The 19,672-nt window shown below is 48.7% G+C and carries 16 protein-coding genes; 9 read left to right on the top strand and 7 right to left on the bottom strand.

All coding sequences use genetic code 11. The features are described 5' to 3' along the window. Position 1: 1 nt before the first annotated feature. Positions 2 to 1,129: an ATP-binding protein gene (locus WBJ53_RS31655; RefSeq protein ID WP_338873864.1), complete on the top strand. Its 1,128-nt coding sequence runs from the start codon at positions 2 to 4 to the stop codon at positions 1,127 to 1,129. Positions 1,130 to 1,142: 13 nt separating this feature from the next. Here WBJ53_RS31655 and WBJ53_RS31650 read toward each other — a convergent pair whose 3' ends face one another. Further along, a complete protein-coding gene (locus WBJ53_RS31650; protein ID WP_338877261.1) occupies positions 1,143 to 1,409 on the bottom strand; it encodes a LytTR family DNA-binding domain-containing protein in 267 nt (88 codons plus the stop codon). A gap of 137 nt (positions 1,410 to 1,546) precedes the next feature. Then, positions 1,547 to 2,119, bottom strand: a complete 573-nt coding sequence (locus WBJ53_RS31645) for a hypothetical protein (RefSeq protein WP_338873862.1) — start codon at positions 2,117 to 2,119, stop codon at positions 1,547 to 1,549. Positions 2,120 to 2,209: 90 nt separating this feature from the next. Here WBJ53_RS31645 and WBJ53_RS31640 point away from each other — a divergent pair, with 90 nt between their 5' ends. Continuing rightward, positions 2,210 to 2,578 (top strand): helix-turn-helix domain-containing protein, encoded by a 369-nt coding sequence (locus WBJ53_RS31640; protein WP_338873860.1) that lies wholly within the window; start codon positions 2,210 to 2,212, stop codon positions 2,576 to 2,578. Positions 2,579 to 2,600: 22 nt separating this feature from the next. Here the strand turns inward: WBJ53_RS31640 and WBJ53_RS31635 are convergent, their stop codons facing one another. After that, on the bottom strand, positions 2,601 to 4,544 hold the full coding sequence (locus WBJ53_RS31635) for a histidinol-phosphatase (RefSeq protein ID WP_338873858.1): 1,944 nt from the start codon (positions 4,542 to 4,544) through the stop codon (positions 2,601 to 2,603). Positions 4,545 to 4,897: 353 nt separating this feature from the next. Here WBJ53_RS31635 and WBJ53_RS31630 point away from each other — a divergent pair, with 353 nt between their 5' ends. Next, entirely contained in the window at positions 4,898 to 5,899 is a 1,002-nt protein-coding gene (locus WBJ53_RS31630) for a 3-hydroxyacyl-CoA dehydrogenase family protein (protein WP_338873857.1), read from the top strand. Positions 5,900 to 5,949: 50 nt separating this feature from the next. On the opposite strand, the gene WBJ53_RS31625 is transcribed toward WBJ53_RS31630, so the two are convergent. Continuing rightward, positions 5,950 to 7,062, bottom strand: a complete 1,113-nt coding sequence (locus WBJ53_RS31625; protein WP_338873855.1) for a serine hydrolase domain-containing protein — start codon at positions 7,060 to 7,062, stop codon at positions 5,950 to 5,952. Positions 7,063 to 7,169: 107 nt separating this feature from the next. Continuing rightward, positions 7,170 to 7,997 (bottom strand): siderophore-interacting protein, encoded by an 828-nt coding sequence (locus WBJ53_RS31620; RefSeq protein WP_338873853.1) that lies wholly within the window; start codon positions 7,995 to 7,997, stop codon positions 7,170 to 7,172. Between the two features lie 239 nt (positions 7,998 to 8,236). Between WBJ53_RS31620 and WBJ53_RS31615 the strand changes: the two genes are divergently transcribed. The 4 genes from WBJ53_RS31615 (at position 8,237) to WBJ53_RS31600 (ending at position 13,119) form a co-directional block, all read left to right on the top strand. Further along, positions 8,237 to 9,022 carry a HipA family kinase gene (locus WBJ53_RS31615; RefSeq protein WP_338873850.1) on the top strand — a complete coding sequence of 262 codons (786 nt, stop codon included), beginning with the start codon at positions 8,237 to 8,239 and terminating at the stop codon, positions 9,020 to 9,022. Continuing rightward, positions 9,009 to 9,383 carry a DUF3037 domain-containing protein gene (locus WBJ53_RS31610; protein ID WP_338873848.1) on the top strand — a complete coding sequence of 125 codons (375 nt, stop codon included), beginning with the start codon at positions 9,009 to 9,011 and terminating at the stop codon, positions 9,381 to 9,383. The genes WBJ53_RS31615 and WBJ53_RS31610 overlap by 14 nt, the downstream gene beginning before the upstream one ends. Positions 9,384 to 9,512: 129 nt before the next feature. Continuing rightward, on the top strand, positions 9,513 to 10,802 hold the full coding sequence (locus WBJ53_RS31605; protein ID WP_338873846.1) for a serine hydrolase: 1,290 nt from the start codon (positions 9,513 to 9,515) through the stop codon (positions 10,800 to 10,802). 130 nt (positions 10,803 to 10,932) lie between these two features. Further along, entirely contained in the window at positions 10,933 to 13,119 is a 2,187-nt protein-coding gene (locus WBJ53_RS31600) for an alpha-galactosidase (RefSeq protein WP_338873844.1), read from the top strand. A 3-nt stretch (positions 13,120 to 13,122) separates the two neighbouring features. On the opposite strand, the gene WBJ53_RS31595 is transcribed toward WBJ53_RS31600, so the two are convergent. Both WBJ53_RS31595 and WBJ53_RS31590 read right to left on the bottom strand, forming a co-directional pair. Further along, positions 13,123 to 15,168, bottom strand: coding sequence for a helix-hairpin-helix domain-containing protein (locus tag WBJ53_RS31595; RefSeq protein ID WP_338873842.1), 2,046 nt, complete (start codon positions 15,166 to 15,168; stop codon positions 13,123 to 13,125). Between the two features lie 144 nt (positions 15,169 to 15,312). Beyond that, positions 15,313 to 16,584 (bottom strand): hypothetical protein, encoded by a 1,272-nt coding sequence (locus WBJ53_RS31590; protein WP_338873840.1) that lies wholly within the window; start codon positions 16,582 to 16,584, stop codon positions 15,313 to 15,315. Positions 16,585 to 16,745: 161 nt separating this feature from the next. Here WBJ53_RS31590 and WBJ53_RS31585 point away from each other — a divergent pair, with 161 nt between their 5' ends. Then, on the top strand, positions 16,746 to 17,372 hold the full coding sequence (locus tag WBJ53_RS31585; protein ID WP_338873838.1) for a thymidine kinase: 627 nt from the start codon (positions 16,746 to 16,748) through the stop codon (positions 17,370 to 17,372). Between the two features lie 10 nt (positions 17,373 to 17,382). Beyond that, positions 17,383 to 19,671 (top strand): two-component regulator propeller domain-containing protein, encoded by a 2,289-nt coding sequence (locus WBJ53_RS31580; protein ID WP_338873836.1) that lies wholly within the window; start codon positions 17,383 to 17,385, stop codon positions 19,669 to 19,671. Position 19,672 lies beyond the last annotated feature (1 nt).

Here is a 19,672-nt window from a genome sequence, read left to right as displayed (position 1 = left end):
TATGATAAACAGGTTATTACTGCCAATTATTGAAGCGCAGCTTTTCAAGCAAAAGAGCATTGTACTACTTGGACCAAGGCAAACAGGAAAAACAACGCTGGTACGTGAGTTGCTTTCGCGGCTTTCGCAACCGTCAATATGGCTAAATGCCGATTTACCATCGGTGCGGGAAGGGCTTACCAAGGTGGGTACGGAGCAACTAAAACAAATTATTGGCAATGCAACGCTCGTTGTGATCGATGAAGCTCAACGGATTCAGAATATTGGGCTGACCCTCAAAATTGTTCATGATACGCTACCCCATGTGCAGCTAATTGCTACCGGCTCTTCGGCTTTTGACCTGGCCAATGAAATCAATGAACCGCTAACCGGCCGAAAATGGGAGTACTGGCTGTATCCTATTTCGTGGCAGGAGTTGGTTGATTACACCACTTTTTTAGGAGCCACAGGGCAATTGGAAACTCGTCTGATTTATGGTATGTATCCTGATGTGGTCACGAACTTAGGCAACGAGCGCGAAATTCTGGCCCAACTTTCAGGAAGCTACCTGTATAAAGATTTGCTTTCGTTTAGGGGAATCCGGCGGCCCAACGTACTGGAAAAATTATTGAGAGCACTCGCGTTTCAGGTGGGTAGCGAAGTGTCGTATAATGAGTTATCGCGTCTGGTTGAAATCGATAAGGCGACCGTCGAAAGCTACATTCAGTTGCTCGAACAGGCGTTTGTTGTATTCAGACTCCATCCCTTCAACCGAAATCTTAGGAATGAGATCAATACGAGCCGAAAGGTTTATTTCTACGATAACGGGATTCGGAATGCGCTCATCGAAAATTATGCCCCCCTCGAACTCCGAAATGATACCGGTGCTCTATGGGAGAATTTTCTGGTGAGCGAACGGATGAAACGCAATCACTATAAAAAGCACTACGCAAGGTCGTATTTCTGGCGTACTCACGCACAGCAGGAAATTGACTATCTGGAAGAATCAAACGGGCAATTAGCCGCTTACGAATTTAAATGGAACCCAAAAGCCAAAGCCCGTTTTCCTAAGACATTCTCAGAAGCATACCCGAATACGCAGCAAACGGTGATTAGTCCGCAGAATTTCACGGATTTTTTACTGACCTGAAAAGACCATTTTGCTACAGCCACCCAAACCGCTGTATCAATTTCTCTTTCTGATTGCGGGCTACGGGGATACTGACGTCGTTGCTCATGACCAGGTAAGCCCCTTCGCCCTTCATGAACAGTTTGATGTGGTCGAGGTTGATGACGTACTGCCGGTGAACCCGCAGAAAGTTCCGTTCTTCCAGCACTTCCTGCACCTCGCGAAGGGTGCGCGTCAGTAGAAAAGATCGGTTCTGGATAGCAATAACGTTGGTGTAATTACTATCAGACTCGCAGTAAATAACCTCGCCGACTGGCAGGAAAATAACGCCTTGCTGATAGGGAACGGCAATCTTGTCGGCTAACTGATGGCTGTGTAACTGGCTCCGAAGTATATCAACCTGCCAGGCATCGACCCGCTACTGTCGTTCGGCCTCAATCAATGTGGTCGTACCATCGGAATCTGCAAATTAGTGGGCCGGTTTTCTTCCGTGTCGAAGCCGCGCCCATCGACGTGCCTCGCTCCCCAGAACAACATATCGTTCAGGACATACATCAACTCGGATTCCTTAAAAATTTGTCCTTCGGTCAGTCCAAACGGTGCAAACGCTTTGCCTAAAATGCTTTGCGTACTGGTTAGCTCCCATCGATCAAAGTCGGCGCTGGCAAACTGATTCAGAATACCCACAAAACCCGGATGCAATGGCGTTACATCATACGCTTCATCGGCAATAAAGTCTACTTTCTGGGCACCAGTCGCTACCGGATGATCGCCCTGCCATTCTACATGACCCTTGATGAGCAGTCTGGCTAAAGGCACTTTTCCGTAGGCATCGGCAAAATTGATGATCTCCAGCGTAAAGGTGTCGTTAGATTGGTAGGTGAATCGACGGGACAAATAAAAGGGTTTTGCACTGCCATCTTCGTTTCGTGAACTACTGGGACGCACTTCGGGCGCAATACTGATCCACTCTCCGCCCGCGATCATTTCTTTGATTTGCTCGATTGTCATTGTTTTTGTCTTGATTACACAAAGCTGTTACCTTTGTCCATAATAGGCAAGTAGTCTGTTTTATGCTAGCTAGTACATTTTTTTAGACTAATGGGTAATTCGCGCAAAAACAAGGATTTTAATCCACATAACTGTCCGGTTACGCACTGCCTGAGTCGAATTGGCGGTCAGTGGAAAGTGCTGATTTTGTACGGAATCAGCAAAAACTGTAATCGGTTCAGTAAGCTGCAACGCGCCATTCCCTCCGTTAGCAAACAGATGCTGGTTAACCAATTGCGCGAACTGGAAGACGACGGTATTATCGAACGAACTATTTACCCGGAAATTCCACCTCGCGTCGAATACAAACTAAGCGACTACGGCCGATCATTAATTCCTGTAATTAACGTCATGCAGGAATGGGGGTTAAATGATTTGAAGGCCCAGGCTTCAGATCGCGTTTTTATGCAACCCGAGTGATGGTCTGGCAGAAATGCCGGGCTTAGTTGCTGTTTGTTTTCAGTAAAAAGTCGCGCACTAGTTCCTGCTGATCGGTACTTAGAAAGTCGACACCGGCTTCACGAAGCTTTGCCCAGACGACCGGGTCTTCGGGGCTGGCCCAAAGCCGCAGTTTTTTCCCTTCTTTATGGACCCGCCTTACCAACAGGCGTAATTTCTCGAATTGGTCGGCGGGTATTTCACCTTTTCCACGCCAGCTTAACTGATTCGGATAGGCATCGCTGACAATGGGCATAATTGCCTGCGAATAGCCTTTGCCCAGATCGCTGGGGCGACCGTCAATGGTTACGAAGTGATTTTTGTCCTTACTTATCGTCTGAACCGGTCGATTGCCTGACAAGACTACCGTGATAACACCGTTTTGATTTTTTGTCCGGCTACCGGTCGTGAGCATTGATTGGTAGCGCTGAAGCACTTTTTTCAATACCTGATAAGTGCTTTCTGCTTCGGTTTTAGCATCGATCATGAGGTAGAACGGGCCATTATATCCCGTAAAAATGTGCCCTTTGTTCTGGCGAATTCGTTCTGCTAATGGATTGAGGTATAGAGTTTCGAGGGTTGAGGCTGCATTTTTGAAGCCCGGCCGTTCGTGGGCAACATACAATGTGTCGTCAATCAGGTGAATATCGGCTTCAACACTCGTAAAGCCATTGTCGAGCGCATCCCAAAGCGGTCGCGATTGTTCGTAATCGTTATGAGCATGGGCATTGGGGAGGGGCGAAACGCTGGCGAGTGGTTGCGGTACCGGCTTCTGAACAATGGGCTGTGTCCAGGCCGTTTCTACGTCGCCCGGCATAAATGGATTGTATTTCGGTTTATTCGAAATGATTTTGGCCCGCAATAGCAGCAAATCATCGGTCAGGGCATAGGTAGCGGAGGTGTCCGACACTTCCCGTAGTAACTCGGCGGTTGTTTTTCCCTGCCTGATTCCGAAAAACTGAATTCGATACGAGACCTTCGGTTCGGCCTGCACCTGAACCGTCAGGGTCTTGTTGTGTTGGGGCAGTTGTTTTAATAAAACACCTGATGTTGAGTAAAACCGCCCGGCTTCCATCGCTTCGATTAGCGAACGAGGGGTTAGCTCGGGCGCATTAACCATAACCCAGGCTCGACCCGAATTGCTGAATTCCGGCCCAAAAAAATAGTAGTTGTGGCTGTCGTCGGTGCCGAGGCCATACATAATGGGGCGGCCTTGCTGCAAAAACCGAAAGTTGATCTTGTCCCACATCGATTCTGTACCTTCGCGGGTGCTGTCGCCATAGTTATTCACCAGCGGATGGCCATTGAAGACTTCGAAAAAACGCTCATACCGAAGTTGCATGAGATCTTCGGCCTTGATAGCATAATAAAAATTAGGATGATTAATGTGCGGAAATAAAGGTTGTCCTGTCTGCCGTCGTTGCGCAACAACCTGGTCGATATTGTTTTGCATAACCTCGGCTACGCTATTGCCGGGGAGGGGCCGAATCAGGTTTTGAACGTTAGTGACGTTAATATGAATCGGTTTTCCCTGAAAGCCCGTTGAGAGTTCTTCGCTTTTGATGATTAGGAATTTTCCTGGTTCTTCGAAATAGCTACGGTATTCGTCCAGCTTTTTGAGTTTAACTTTGAGAGAGTCGTTAGCACCGCGCTTGTAGGTGACCCAGTCGGGCCCAAACGTGCGCAGGTAGCGGTCAAATGTTCGCCGACGGTCGTTCTGATGCGGCACATTCACCCATTTATCAACATTCTGAATCACGTTATGGTCCGATAAGCCAACAAACTGATAGCCATTGGCTTTATACCAGTCCATAATCATTTCGGGGTAATCGTCGCCATCACTCCAGAGCGAATGCGTATGCAGATTACCTTTATACCAGTTTTGGGCGTAAGTCGAACCGCTTAAAAACCAGTTCAGTATAAGGATCAGGTAGATGAATTTTTTCATCGGTTGAGGGGGGAGGGGCCGTTAATGGCAGCAGATGCCGTAAAAATATCTATTGCTGTCTACTTTACCTGCTCTATACGTTTAAAATGGCTCAAACAGGCTATAAACATTGTGAGAGAAAGATAAAAAAAGTAAGGCGTCCGTTGTAATGTCTTGATAGATAGTGTTTTGCTACGGTAGTTGTTTGGGTGGATTCTATATGATGTAATCATTAAGCTTTTCGAAAAACAACAAAAAATGCGAAAAACTCACGGGAAAATAAGGTGCTTTTTGTTGACCAGAGCATGGCCACTCGTTCGTTGATTGGCGATCGGTTATCTTTAAGAACTGAACTTTCCCTCCTTACACGTCGTATGAATCTACCCATAATTCCAGAAAATATTCCCGTAGGCGTAGTTGGCCTGGGCCTGATGGGGTGTAGCATTACAACCTGCCTGCTGATGGCGGGGCATCCGGTGGTGGCCGTTGCTCCGTTGCCCGTCGATATGGAAACTGCCGAACCGCGCATTCGCGAGCATCTGGCAAAATCGTTTCAGGAAGGGCTGCTGACAAAAGAACCCGCAACGTATCTGGAGCCGCTTGTCATTACGGAAGAGTATAGCCTGCTGAAAAACTGCCGGGTTATTATGGAATGTACCGTTGAGAACATAGCCATTAAAAAAGCAGTCTATGAACGAGTCGAAGCGGTTGTTGCCGACGATGCCATCATTACCAGCAATACATCGGCGATTCCCATCAGTCTTCTTCAGCGTGAAACTCGTTTGCCAGCTCGCTTTCTGGGATTACACTGGGCTGAACCATCGCATACGACTCGTTTTCTGGAAATTATTTGCGGAGATCTGAGTGATGTACCAACGGCGGAGTGGCTCTACGAATTGTCGCATCAATGGGGAAAAGAACCAACGCTGGTCCGCAAAGACATTCGTGGTTTCATTACCAACCGGCTGATGTATGCCATGTATCGCGAGGCCTTTAATCTGGTCGAAAAAGGGTATGCTACCATTGAAGACGTCGATCGAGCCTGTCGGAACAATGCCGGTTACTGGATGACGCTGGTGGGTGTTTTTCGCTGGATGGATTTAACCGGTGTTCCGGCTTACCACACCGTGATGAAAGACCTGTTTCCAACATTGAGCAACCAGACCGAAGTGCCCCAATTGATCGATGCTATTGTAAACGCAGGGGGTAAAGGTGTTTTAAATGCGCAGGGTTTTTATGAATACACCCCCGAAGAAGCCGAACTCTGGAAACAAACCTATGAGGAGTTTAGCTACGATATTCGTCGGTTGGCGCTAAAGTATCCGGCCGATGTTGTACAAAAGAAACTGGCTGCCCGTAAAGCTACTGAGGAATGACGCTACTCAACAAAACCATATGAGGTGAGACATAAAACCCAGTTGTTGGTTTAGTCGGCTACCAGTGTTTCAATGGTTTTCAGGATGGCAGGCAGGTTTTCGTGAGCGTTGTTGCACAGCAAAATAACGGTTCTGTCAGCGTCGATATACCGAATTAGCTGGGTTTTGTAGCCAGGATTGTCGCCACTGTGGCGCACAACTTTGCCAAGTTTTTCGCTTTTTTCCAACTCCCAGCCAAATCCATACGGCGATAAAGTGCCATTGTTGAGTTTGGCGGCCATGAAGGCATCCGTAAGCGTCTGTTGTTTAACGAGCATGTTGGTGTATAGGGCGCGGTCCCATTTGAGCAGATCGTTGGCCGTTGAGCTGATTCGGCCCGGTCCTTTGCGGTTACCCAGCCAGATGGCATAATTAAACTGCGGAAACGAATCAGCGCGGACATACCGCTTTTTCTCGGGAACGTACATATACCCCCAGGCCATTTCGGGAAGTTTCACTTTTTCGTCAAGGGTTCGGATATCGGTATGCGACATACCCACTGGCTTAAAAATGCGCTTTCGACAAAATTCAATAAAATCCTGCCCCGAGGCTTTCTCAGTAATGCTGGCTAGCAGCATATAGCCGGTGTTGCTGTATTCGTATTTAGCACCTGGCTCGAATAGTGCAGCAGGGTGATACTGAATCAGGTAGGCAATGTTGTCGGTGTTACTGGCTACTTTGCTCTTATCCCAGTGTTTATCCATCACGTCCTGATAGTCGGGCAGCCCTGAGGTGTGGTTGAGTAGATGGCGAATGGTAATGCCGGGATAAGGAAGGCCGGGAATATACTTTTCGATGAGGTCGTCGTAGGCTAGTTTTCCTTCCTCTTTCAGCATCATAATCGTCATGGCCGTAAACTGCTTCGATACGGATGCCAGTTCGAAAATAGATGAGGCAGTCATCGGATCGTTGGTTTCAACGTTTTTAAAACCAAAAGCTTTCTGATAGATCGGCTGTCCTTTGTCGGCAATAAGTACAACACCACTAAAATCGGGAACGCTGGCGAATAGTGAGTTCAGCTTATCGTCCAGAGAAAGGGTGGTCCGGTTTTTCGGTCGGCTACAGGCAATGAACAAAAAGGTTAAGCAGGAAATGAGCGTAATGAGGCAGTGTATAAATTTCATCAGATGCCAAAGTGAAGGAAATCAACTAAAAATAGCCATTCTTAGTCTATTCACTGACTATCTGGAAACAAGTTCTTAGCTACCTCCTTCTCTTTAGCCGTTTTGTCCTATTGCTCGCTTCCCCGATGCCGCATTTCCTGATAGGTGTCTTCGTTCATACCCAGTTTCCAGTAAGCGGCTGCATGTAGTTCATGGTGCGCAAGCTGATACCGCATCCGCAGGTAATCGCGAATTCGTTTCGTAGCCGACGATTCAGTTGCCACCCAGATAAAGCGAACATCTGAACGCCCCTCAGGTATCGGAGCCGAACGGATGGCTTCTTCCAGAATGGTACTTCGTCCCGCTTCAATGCCGTTGCGATGAAGCCAGTGCAGGGCAATATTGGCCTTGTAGTATAATGCCTGCTCTTCGGTAGCATCGGAGATTTCTACAAACGCCAGTCCATTTGCCGATGCCGGTAGTTGTTCCAGGATGGCGCTAATAGCAGGCAATGCCGTTTGGTCGCCTGCCAGCAAATACCAGTCGGCTTGCCGATATGGAATGCCACCGCGTAGCGCAATGCCCAGATAACTGCCGATTTGAACGGTAGTTGCCCAGGCCGATGCGGGGCCTTCGTCGCCGTGTAGTACAAAGTCGATGGCTAACTCGCCGGTTTCTGGTACGAACGACCGGACCGTATACGTACGCACGCTGGGAAGACCGTGTTCGGGTGGCGGAAGTGGCTGACCTTCTGCATCGAAAACGGGTAGGATCGGCTTTTCCTGACCAGGTTGCGGTATGAGTAGCTTTAGATGGATACCCGGAATTAATCCCTGCAAACCAATCAGCCCATTGCTCATCACGGTAATCCGGCGCATATGTGGTGTTAGATCTATAAACGATACGACCTGCACCAGTTCCAGTATGATTTGCCGCTTAGGATTACCCGAAGTCATTGTCTGGTTAATTTAGATTAAATCTAAACAAAGGTAGCGCATTCTCTGGAAAATGCATAAAGGGGGGACAATAATCCGTAATCTTAAAAATAAGCCCTATTTTTCCGGGGAGTAAGTTATTGTCTATAGAAGCGCCGGGCGAATAAAAGGCTAATTGTCGCATCGTCAATATTGATCTCTGTGGACTTGTAGTGAAACTCCGACGCATGTCGGACAACAACACCTCGAACAACAGACTTGTGAGTTATCCTCAACCTGAACTACGAACCGTTGCTGTAACGCGCTATGGGAAGCCGTTGCGCGAAGGGGGCTCTTTACCGGCTCTTGTCGAAGCCGACGATAATTTTTTATATGTCCTCAAGTTTCGGGGCGCCGGACAGGGGGCCAAGGCATTAATTGCTGAACTCATTGCCGGTGAAATTGCCAGGGCAGTGGGTTTGCGTGTTCCCGAAATTGTGTTTGCTAATCTGGACGTTGCTTTTGGCAGAACCGAGCCCGACGAAGAAATTCAGGATTTGTTGCGGGCGAGTGAAGGACTTAATCTGGCCCTTCATTACCTGTCGGGTTCCATTACGTTCGACCCCGTGATCAATGATGTCGACGCCCGGCTGGCTTCAGAGATCGTGTGGCTGGATGCATTTGTGATGAATGTCGATCGGACGGCGCGGAATACCAATATGCTCATGTGGCATAAAGAATTATGGCTGATCGATCATGGTGCTGCGTTGTATGTGCATCATACCGGTCCCGACTGGCCACAGCTAAGTTTGCGGCCTTTTACGCAGATTAAAGATCATGTGCTGCTACCTCAGGCGACCGAACTCGATGCGGTTGACACCGCTTTTCGCACTATTTTGACACCCGACCGTATTCGGGCAATTGTTTCGCTTATTCCCGACGAATGGGTAATGAATGAGTCGGCAGAAGAGCTTCGGCAGGTATACGCCCACTTTTTAGAGTCGCGGATAGCCGCTTCAGAAGTATTTGTCAACGCAGCAAAGGAGGCCAGAAATGCACGTGTATGAATATGCCGTAGTCCGGTTTATGCCACGCGTTGACCGGGAAGAATTTTTGAACGTGGGTGTCATTTTATATTGCCGCGAGCAAGGGTTTTTGCAAACGCGGTTCGCGCTAAACGAACCGCGTTTGAGGGCGTTTTCGGCTGAAATCGATTTGGAAGAGCTTGATGCACGCTTGCAGGTTTTTCAGCGAATATGTGCCGGTCGGAGAGAAGGTGGCCCAATCGGTTGCCTATCTATTGCCGAACGGTTTCGCTGGCTTACGGCCACCCGCAGCACAGTTGTGCAAACCTCGCCGGTACATCCGGGCCTGTGTATCGATGCGCAGGAGACTCTTCAGCGGTTGTTTGCCGAACTGGTTCTGTAGTTAGTATTCCGATTTGCATTAGCTAGCCTTCACGTTCGTCGGCCGCTGACCAGAATAGGGCTGTACACGACGGCTGACACGAACCTATTCGATGAGTCTGTTTAAGAAAATTATCGCCCGAATGCACCCATGAAACACATCAGCAGCATCCTCTTCTTATTGTTTTTCTCCACATTTGGTTACTGCCAGCCCCGAACCGATGCGTTTTTAGTTAATCTGTTTGCCAGAAATAAGACGGATGTGTTTCAGAACGTAATTCGGTTTCCGGAGCGCTATCGGGTTCAGATAATTTATACACAGATCGACCGGAACAAGACCAATGAACCATCGTTTCGACATTATTTTTTTAACGTCGACAGCACTAATTATTTCAACCCGGCTTCAACGGTAAAGCTTCCGCTGGCATTGCTCTCGCTCGAAAAACTGAATCGGCTGAACAACCCTGCCGTGACGAAATTTACGGCTATGCAATTCGACAGTGCATATAGCAGGCAAACAAAAGAAGGACACGACTCAACAGCCGAAACGGGTTATCCGTCCATTGCTCAGTTTATCCGAAAAGCCTTTCTGGTTAGCGACAACGATGCCTATAGTCGTATGTATGAATTTGTTGGTCAGAGTGAGATTAACCGCTCCTTACACGCCAAAGGGTATCTGGATACGCGCATCACGCATCGGTTTGTGCGGATGACACCCGACGAAAACCGGCATACAAATCCCGTGCGGTTTCTTGATCTGGCGGGCAAAACCATCTATACGCAACCAGCGGCCTATAATACTGACCCGTTCGATTTTCGGCGGATTGCTAAACTGGGGAACGGATATTATGCAAAAGATAGCCTGATTCATGAGCCGTTCGACTTTACAGAACGGAACAAAATGCCGCTGGAAACTTTTCAGCAGATTTTGCAGTCAGTAATGTTTCCGATGTCGGTTCCCGCAACGCAACGCTTTCGGCTTACACCCGACGATTACCATTTTCTTTATCAGTACCTGTCGCAATATCCCGGCGAAACCAATTACCCCAAATACGATGCGGAGCAATATTATGACAGTTACGTGAAATTTTTCTTTATGGATAGCCTACATCATCAGATGCCTGATGGAATTCGGGTATTTAACAAAGTAGGTTGGGCTTATGGCTTCCTGACAGATGCATCGTATGTCGCCGATTTTAAAAATAATGTCGAATTTATGCTTTCGGCTACCATTTACGTCAATAACGACGGCATACTCAACGACGATAAGTATGAATACGATACCATTGGGCATCCGTTTTTATATCAGTTAGGACAAACCATCTATCTGTACGAGCTACAGCGGAAACGGCAGCATACGCCCAACCTAAACGGCTTTCAAATTCAGTATGAGAAACGGCAAAATGATTCCCGGCCCGTGGTTAAAAATGTGGATAACTAATGGTTTTTGTGGATAACTATTTGGGTAGTTGTTGATTGGTGCTGCAACTGCACTAAAATCAGGTTGTTGGCAGTAAATAGTGGGTGCGAAAGACTCTATATTGGTTAAGTACTATTGCGTTAGTAGAATAATGAGCAAATCTCGCTGGTTAGGGACCTTTTTACTGATTTCGCAACTTGCATTCGGGCAAATTCAATCATTACCAATTTATAAACCCGTTGCGGTTCAGACCGATTGGCTTATTGCGCCCATAACGCAAAAAGCGGCCGTATATCAGGCCAATTATGCTAAAGACCTTGTTCTGTCGAATGGTTTACTGGTTCGTCGGTTTCGGATAAGCCCCAATCTGGCAACGGTCGATTATCAGAACCGCACCACTAACGAGCAGTTTGTGCGCTCAATCCGGCCCGAAGCCCGGCTGGTGCTGAATGGGAAAACGCATCAGGTTGGTGGTCTGTATGGACAGAAAGAACACGCCTACCTGCGAGAAGAATGGCTGGATAATTTCACGGCCAATACGGCTGATTTTCAATTTAAAACGTTCTCAGTTGCGCCATTGAAACCTGCTGTCGACTGGCAGCGCCGGACGTGGGCTTCAAATTTGACCTTACCAACCGGCCAGGAGCTGTCTTTGTTGTTTATATCAGATTCGCCTGAGCTAAAAGGCATTGAAGTAACGGTTCACTATGCACTTTACGACGGTATACCAACGCTTTGCAAATGGCTAACGATTCAGAATAAGCGTTCGGACGGTGTTCATATTGATCAGGTTGTCAACGAAGTTCTGGCTACACCCGAAGAAGAATCGGCCGTAGTTGGCTCGCCCGATCAGATGAAGAAACCACAGCGGATTTATGTTGAAAACAATTTTGCCTTCAACAATGCCATGCGCTACGAGCTTTCTGATCAGGCAACGCACTGGAAAACCGATTCGCTCTATACATCTCAGGTCAACTACAATTACGAAACACCCTGCGTGCTGGAAGTATATCCCGGTCGGGGTGTTGGCATCGATCTGGAAGCTGGCCAAACCTATACGTCGATTCGTACACACGAACTGCTCCTCGATTCGTATGATCGTGAACGAAACGGCCTGGCACGCCGACGGTTCTATCGGACAGTAGCCCCCTGGACCACACAAAACCCCATATTCATGCATCTGGTCAGCACCGATCCGGCTACAGTCAGAAGTGTGATCGATCAATGCGCAGATACGGGCTACGAAATGGTAATTCTGAGTTTTGGCAGTGGCCTGAATATGGAAGATACTACGCAGGCGAATATCCAGAAGTTCAAAAGTCTGGTCGATTATGCGCACAGCAAAGGCATTTTGTTAGGGGGCTATTCGCTGTTTAGCAGCCGTCGGATTGATGATGCAACTGATGTTATTGATCCGAAAACAGGTTTACCCGATACAGGCGCCTTCTTTGGGCATGCGCCCTGCCTGGCCAGCCGCTGGGGCATCAATTACCTGAACGGCCTGAAAAAATTCATTACCGAAACCGGCTTCGATATTCTTGAACACGATGGCCCTTACCCCGGCGATGTTTGCGCTTCTACCAGCCATCCGGGGCATAAAGGTCTCCACGATTCGCAATGGGTGCAAATGGAAATGCAGAAGGGTTTTTACCGATTTCTGAACCAGAAAGGAGTTTACATCAATGCACCCGACTGGTATTTTATGGATGGCACCAACAAGATTGCCCTGGGTTATCGGGAAGTTAATTTTTCCCTCTCGCGGGAACAGCAGAAGCTCCTGAACCGCCAGAATATTTTCGATGGTACCTGGGAAAAAACACCGGCCATGGGCTGGGGCTTTGTGCCGCTTACCAAATACCAGGGCGGTGGCCCCGAGGCTGTACTGGAACCGTTGCATGAGCACCTCAGCGACTACACGCAACTTATGATGCAATATTATGGTGCTGGTGTTCAGGCCTGTTATCGAGGGCCACGGCTGTATGATACCGATGCCACAAAGCAGGCCGTAAAACAGGTCATTGATTGGTATAAGAAATACCGGATGATTTTAAATGCCGATATTATTCATCTTCGTCGGCCCGATGGCCGCGACTGGGATGGAATTATGCACGTTGATCCAACGCAGAAGGAAAAAGGGCTGTTGATGCTTTATAATCCGCTGAAAATGAAAATCACTCGGACCGTAAAGCTTCCTCTCTACTACACTGGTCTTCGCGATAAGGCTATGATCCGGCAGGGCGATGGCAAGCCCAGAATGTATGCCTTAAACCGGCAATATGATGTTGAACTGACGGTCGAACTAGAACCCGAAAGCTACGGATGGTGGGTAATCGAATAGTATTCAGAATCGCCACCGTGTCTGAATCTTTAGTTCTGATTTGTGGGGAGCATTGATCTGATCGAGATCTGAGCCAACCGTATCCTGATTGGTCAAATTGGTTCGTGACCAGCGTACCCACATCGACAGATGCCGACTCAGGTTATACTGAACCAATAGGTAGTGTCGGAAGCCCTGATTATAATAGGCCGGAAACGAAAACGCATACAAGACGTCCCGCTCATATACATACTGGCGGCTGTCATAATCGTCTGTACTAAAGAACGCCAGGCGGGCACTAACACTAAGCCGTTTCATATCCAGTGTGGCATCCTGCACGAGCGCAAACCCGTTCGACGGCGCTTGTCCGGCGTAGGTGAAGCTGCCAAATTGAAGTCGTGACCGTAGCGATAAACCTTTGAGTGGTGTATATTCGGCATTGAGGGCAATGCTACGGCGAGTAGTGCCAACCACTTCTTTCGAATCGCTGCCCGACAGATTCTTTTCTTTGTGCTCTTCATGGTAAACGGCATAAAAGGCCGTTTGTCGGTTAGGCATATAGCGACTTTGCAGCAGATAATCGAAACCTGATGAGGGTTTATCGACCAGGTATTTGAGCCAGGGAAACCGGAAATAATCGACAAAGCCACTCAGCGTTAGTCGTCTATAGATGGTATATTTCATACCTGTATATAGACCAGATTCATTACTGGTTCGACTGCCTTCGCTGAAGGCATTGCTATAAAAACTGTGGAAGTTGCGGTCGTAGTGACGCGCCACAATAGCCAGGTCGAGTCGTTTGGTCAGACTGCTGAGCGCACCGGCCACCATGCCCATTCCGCCCGAGTTGGTTTCGGAGCCACTACTGCGGGCTATTTCTCCAAACAAATTCCAGTTTCGCCATATATAGCCACTATGTAGCCCCATCACCAGGTTATGCTTCCCCGTAAATTCATACTGATTATAGGGCAGGTCCCGACGGAGATAGTACAGATCGAAATCAGTATGTAACACCGTTAATCCAACCTGCCATTGCCGTGGGTTCCGGTAGAGTAAATGCGCCCCTATATTGGTTTCGAGCAGGCCCCCCTGGTCGTCTATTTCAGCCTGGGTTCGGTGTAGACCCGATGTTTGCAGGGAGGTTGCTACGAGGCCGGTGCTTCCGGCTGTTGTGTTGGCATCGCGCCGGTTGCGGGCGGCTAAAAGTGTCAGATCCAGCCGGGAATGAATAGCATAGGTTGCCGAAACGCCACGCAGATAGCCATATTCGGTCAGCGACGTATACGGTCGGGCACCAAGCGTAGGTCGACGTACGGTCTGAACGGTTTCGGCGCTTTTGCCCAGCACGAACCCAGCCGATAGCACCAGTCCCTGCCCAATCTGCACCTGATAATCACCAACAATTATGTTTCGCCAACGGCCCCGATTTTGAACCTGTGCATGAAATGACACATAATCGAACCCGTATCGGCGGGCCGATGGCTGCCAGCCCATTGTTTCGCCAGGGTCTTTTTCCAGGGTTACGCCAACACTAAATGCTCGCGGACGGCTATACCGGTAACGGGCATACCATTGCTGCGAATTGCCGAGATAACGCGTTGGCAACTTACCATTTTTGCCCGGCGTTGCTTCTGAAAAGCCTTTCTGTTCTTCTAAAAGTTGCTCATAGCGGATAATCAGGTAATTGTCGGTCGGGGTTGGCAGATTACCGAGCAAACGAGAATTGCCAGCTACGGTGACAAAGGGAAGCAATCGGCGTATGGTTGGCAGGTCAAAATCGGGTATGGCCTGAAGCTCATAAATGGAAAGCAGATCGCCAAAGTCGGCCCGGTAAGTTGCCAGACTAGTCAGTTGGCGCTCCGTAAGCAGATAAGTAGAGGCTAGCTCGTCGCGGGTGGCTGTGTTCAGATCAAGTGGATTGGTGTATAACTGCGTTAGCGCGTCGTATACCGACTGGTAATCGATACCTTCGGTCTGTACGGGAAACAAGTCCTGTATATACCGGGCACTTGCATCGGTAGAGCGGTCTGTATTCTGATAGGGTTGGCCAGACTGAGCGTGTGCAGTCATAAGCCATCCCGATAGCATTACTAAGTAGACAGTACGCAAGATCACCAGAACTGTAAGGGGTTAGCACTAACACGTCATTCGGCTGAATTTGACGAAGAAGCAGCACTAAAGTAACCTAACGGTTCTGGTAGGGTTATTTATCGGTCATGAAAAACGCCGTTTCAGAATCTCAACCAGTTCGCTAACCTCATCGCTACTCATATCCCACAGATATTGTGAGGCATAGCGATACGAGATAAGATCGAGAGCTTGCCCATAGTTATTGAGTGTGTCAATTTCGTCGATAGCCTGGTTATAGGCTACAGCATTGCCATTAAATAACTGATTGATGAAACGAAACTTCTGATTTAACGAAATGCTGCGGGCAATGCTTTCGATAGGGGCCCGGTGGAAGGTTTCGGCAACCGTAGTGGGTTCGGTTGGAGTTGTTTCCCGAAGCTTATCATTCAAGGTTGGCGACGACTCGGTTGCTATAATGGGCTTGGACGATTGCTCAACTGAGGGTTGCGAAATGGCACCCGTTGGTAGTTGCGATGGTTGACTGATGGGAGCAACAGGCTCTGGCCCTGAAACGCCATTGAGAAACATAGGGCCAGTGCCGAATGTCGTATCTTCTACGGCAACGGGTGCCGGAATCGGATCGACTTTAGGAGGTATGGGCGCGTCGGCAGGCGATTGCATGGCCATTGCAGATGGTTCGGCTACCAGGGGGGCTGGCGGGACGGCGGGTTCAGTTGCCGTGTCGAAAAACGACCGCCCTGGAGCCGTCGGAATGGTATCGGGAACATGGCTCCGCAGCAGAGCCGACACATCCATGGTTACTTTTTCGGAAAACAATGAAACAAATTTGTCATAATGCTCCAGCTCATGGCCGCGCTGGGTTAAGGCTTCGTCCAGATACGTTAAGGCCTGGTTGACATAAACGAATGGTTTTCCATTCATCCGTTGAGTGATATAAGCCGGAATAAACTGATTAATTTTTGTATACCGGGTTATTTGTTTCAGGGTTGAATTGGTTAATGTAAAATCGGGCTGGCTACGTAAAATATCATCGAAATAAGCCCGTGGGTCAAAAATCAACGTAATGGTTTGCTTTATAGCCTCTACCAGCAATGGTTCCAGGTGTTCGCGTCGAACGGAGATGTATTGAGAAACAACATTCATGAAATTTTGAAGAGCTTCCTGTACATCTGTATTCGAGAAGTCGAAGTAAGGGCTACGGAGCTTCTCGGCGTCGGCTCGCCACTTGTCCGACAAGCTGCTGATGACGAGTATATTAATCTGATGAATAGGCGTCAGAGACAGAATTTGCTGGCCATTGATGGTTGTATGCTGCTGATAAAAATCGGCAGCAATTCGGCGAGCATATGACTTGCTATATTCTGTAAGGGCGTTAGCGTTAAACTTGTTCGACATCGGGAAAAGCCTTTGTTTTGTAAAGATAAAGTTTTCGGACACAAACCGCTTTTTGCCCGATAAGAAATTAAAAAAGTGATTTTGTAGCCGGAAACACAGTCTGGATCGAAACCCGATTCATTCGATCAAAAGCACTCGGCTTCAACAACGACTGACACCACATGTTTATTGAACCTACTCGACGGCGCGAACCTCCTCACCTGCGCACTGGCTGGATTGAGATCATCTGTGGATCGATGTTCTCCGGCAAGACCGAAGAACTGATTCGGCGGCTTACACGAGCCCGAATTGCCAAGCTTCAGGTCCGCATTTTTAAGCCAAGTCTCGATACCCGCTATCATGAGGAAAATATCGTTTCGCATTCGGCACTGACAATCCATTCTACTCCTGTGCAAACAGCGGGCCAAATTTTATCGCGGGCGGGTGACTGCGACGTGGTTGGTATCGATGAAGCACAGTTTTTCGATCAGGAAATTGTTGAGGTTTGTTGTACATTGGCTAATCAGGGCAAACGAGTGGTTATTGCGGGGCTTGATATGGACTTTTCGGGTAAACCATTTGGTTGTATGCCGCAATTGATGGCTACTGCCGAATATGTCACTAAAGTTCATGCCATTTGTGTGGTTTGTGGCGATATTGCTCATTATTCTTATCGGCTAGTTCCGTCAAACGAGCGGGTATTGCTGGGCGAAACCGATAGCTATGAAGCGCGCTGCCGACGCTGCTTTAACCTGGGCGAAGAAGCAGGCCGGAAAGAGTGGGTCTACGAAGACGAAGATGAAAAATGAATCGTGTAGAATGACGAATAAGCGTTTTGCCTGGTTCCGTACGCAGAAAAGAGGTCAGTACCGACCTGGGTTTTTCGGAGTATTCTTCATTCTTCATGCACTTGTCCTTACTGGTCAACTCCCATCATTCGCCCAGATTGGTACCTGGCAGCCATACGTAAGTTATCGGTTGGGGCAGTCGGTGGTGGTGGCAGGTAGTAAAGTTTATGCGGCCAGTCAGAATGGCTTGTTCTATTATGATAAAGCCAGTTCAGAAACCAGAACATTATCGAAAGTAGACGGATTGAGTGATATTGGAATCAGCCGTCTGGCTTATCTGACCAACCAAAAGCGGCTATTGATCGCCTATCGTAATGGTAATCTGGATTTTTTGTCATTGACGGACTCCAATGAGCCGGGTTCTGTGCAGAATGTCAATACAATTGTTACGGCCACCAATCTACCTTCTTCCCGAACCATCAATCATATAAACCGGGTGGGCGATTATGCTTATCTGAGTACCGATTTTGGGCTGGTTGTTTTGAACCTGCTAAAAAACGAAATTCGGGATACCTATTTCAGCCAGCGAACCGACGGTTCGGCACTACCCATCTACCAAACGACCGTAACGACCGACAGCCTCTATGCATTGACCGCGCCATTACTGTCGACCGAAACCGGCCGCAGGCTACGGGCCGTACGCTTTGCTGCTGCTGTCAACATAGCCGATCCGGCAAACTGGGCAATGATTCCTGCACCCGCTTTGCAACTAGAGTCGATTGCTACCAATCAGAATCGACTGTCAGTAACGGTAAATGGGGTGGGAATTTATGAGCGCCAGTCATCAGGCTGGCTATTGACCCAGCCCATGCAGAATGCCATAATCCGGCAGTTTTCAGCTTCGGAGGCCTTGATTCTGGCTACCGAAACGGGGGTTACGGTAGCGGGGTCAGCTACATATACGGGTTCGTTATTAGTAAATCCAGTAGAGGTTGTGGCCGATGGAAACCAGGTATGGGTAGCCGATTCGCAAAGTGGTTTGCTGCTTGGTAGTGCCGGTTCATTTCAGCAAATACTACCCGAAGGACCCACACAGGATTCGTTTTTGGGCTTATTTGCCTATTCGCAAAATCTGGTTGCCCTACCAAATGGACCCCAGGATGCCACACAGCGAACAACAGCCCGGCCGCCTTTTGAGAGGTTGTCGGTGGCTAACGGCCGATGGGTGGGAGAGGCCGGAAATGGCCCCGCAATAGGATTCAATTCGGCGGTTTATCTGGCTACAGAGCAGAAACTCTATCTGAGTAGCTACGGTGGTGGTTTATGGAGCTGGGCCGATGGACAATCGCTAACCCCCATCATGTTGCCAGCCTCGGTTGGACCTTACATTAGTAGTCTGGCAACAGATTTAGACGGGAATTTGTGGATAAGCACGGCGGGCTATAATGCACAGCAGGCTACGCTGCACGTTCGGCGGGCCGATGGGCAGTTTCAGTCCTTTCCGGCGGTGGGACTGATTACAATTAATCAGGTAGTTCCCGACGATAATGGTTTTATCTGGCTTCGGCTGAGCTCGGGAGGAATTTTGGTGTTCGATCCACAAACAAACCGAAGCCGGTTGCTGACGTCGCAAACGGGGCAGGGGGGGCTGCTAACGAACGCTGTTCAGGCAGTAGCAAAAGATCGAAACGGGGCTATTTGGGTCGGCACCGACCTGGGGCCTACTGTTTTCGATAATCCAGCGGGAGCATTCGACGCTACCATCGACGCACAGCCACCCATATTGAACCGACGCCGGTTGCTGGCGAACGAACCCGTCACGGCAATTGCGGTGGATGGAGGAAATCGAAAATGGATCGGTACACGCTCAGGATTGTATCATGTCACATCCGATGGCTCACAATTGCTGGATACCTTTACGGCCGATAACAGCCCATTACCAACTAATACCATTCAGGCTCTTGCTATAGAGCCGGTTAGTGGAAAAATATTTATTGAAACCCCTAATGGGCTGGTAGCCTATCAGGGGCCAGCTACCGAACCCGCTCCTGTGCTGAGCAACCTGACTATTTTTCCGAATCCGGTTCGTCCCGATTTTAGCGGTACGGTTGGCATTAGCGGATTAACCGAAAATTCGACTGTGAAAATTATGGATGCGGGCGGACAACTGGTATACGAGACCCGTTCGCAGGGAGGAACTGCTAGTTGGAATTTGCGCGATTATCGGGGGCGTTCGGCTCAAACCGGTATTTATCTGGTTGTGGTTGTTACGGCCGATGGCCTCGAAGGGGTAGCCGGTAAGCTGGCTGTAGTTCGGTAGG

It is taken from the genome of Spirosoma sp. SC4-14 (genome assembly GCF_037201965.1).
GTDB lineage: Bacteria > Bacteroidota > Bacteroidia > Cytophagales > Spirosomataceae > Spirosoma.
The sequence above is the reverse complement of the archived record's forward strand: the minus strand, read 5'-3'. Positions and strand labels throughout refer to the sequence as shown.

Excerpts from the sequence above, each read along its gene's own strand:
- WBJ53_RS31640 (WP_338873860.1), top strand. The coding sequence starts at position 2,210 with ATGGGTAATTCGCGCAAAAACAAGGATTTTAATCCACATAACTGTCCG.
- WBJ53_RS31590 (WP_338873840.1), bottom strand. The coding sequence starts at position 16,584 with ATGTCGAACAAGTTTAACGCTAACGCCCTTACAGAATATAGCAAGTCA.
- WBJ53_RS31625 (WP_338873855.1), bottom strand. The coding sequence starts at position 7,062 with ATGAAATTTATACACTGCCTCATTACGCTCATTTCCTGCTTAACCTTT.
- WBJ53_RS31620 (WP_338873853.1), bottom strand. The coding sequence starts at position 7,997 with ATGACTTCGGGTAATCCTAAGCGGCAAATCATACTGGAACTGGTGCAG.
- WBJ53_RS31605 (WP_338873846.1), top strand. The coding sequence starts at position 9,513 with ATGAAACACATCAGCAGCATCCTCTTCTTATTGTTTTTCTCCACATTT.
- WBJ53_RS31600 (WP_338873844.1), top strand. The coding sequence starts at position 10,933 with ATGAGCAAATCTCGCTGGTTAGGGACCTTTTTACTGATTTCGCAACTT.
- WBJ53_RS31635 (WP_338873858.1), bottom strand. The coding sequence starts at position 4,544 with ATGAAAAAATTCATCTACCTGATCCTTATACTGAACTGGTTTTTAAGC.
- WBJ53_RS31610 (WP_338873848.1), top strand. The coding sequence starts at position 9,009 with ATGCACGTGTATGAATATGCCGTAGTCCGGTTTATGCCACGCGTTGAC.
- WBJ53_RS31655 (WP_338873864.1), top strand. The coding sequence starts at position 2 with ATGATAAACAGGTTATTACTGCCAATTATTGAAGCGCAGCTTTTCAAG.
- WBJ53_RS31630 (WP_338873857.1), top strand. The coding sequence starts at position 4,898 with ATGAATCTACCCATAATTCCAGAAAATATTCCCGTAGGCGTAGTTGGC.
- WBJ53_RS31645 (WP_338873862.1), bottom strand. The coding sequence starts at position 2,119 with ATGACAATCGAGCAAATCAAAGAAATGATCGCGGGCGGAGAGTGGATC.
- WBJ53_RS31585 (WP_338873838.1), top strand. The coding sequence starts at position 16,746 with ATGTTTATTGAACCTACTCGACGGCGCGAACCTCCTCACCTGCGCACT.
- WBJ53_RS31580 (WP_338873836.1), top strand. The coding sequence starts at position 17,383 with ATGACGAATAAGCGTTTTGCCTGGTTCCGTACGCAGAAAAGAGGTCAG.
- WBJ53_RS31595 (WP_338873842.1), bottom strand. The coding sequence starts at position 15,168 with ATGACTGCACACGCTCAGTCTGGCCAACCCTATCAGAATACAGACCGC.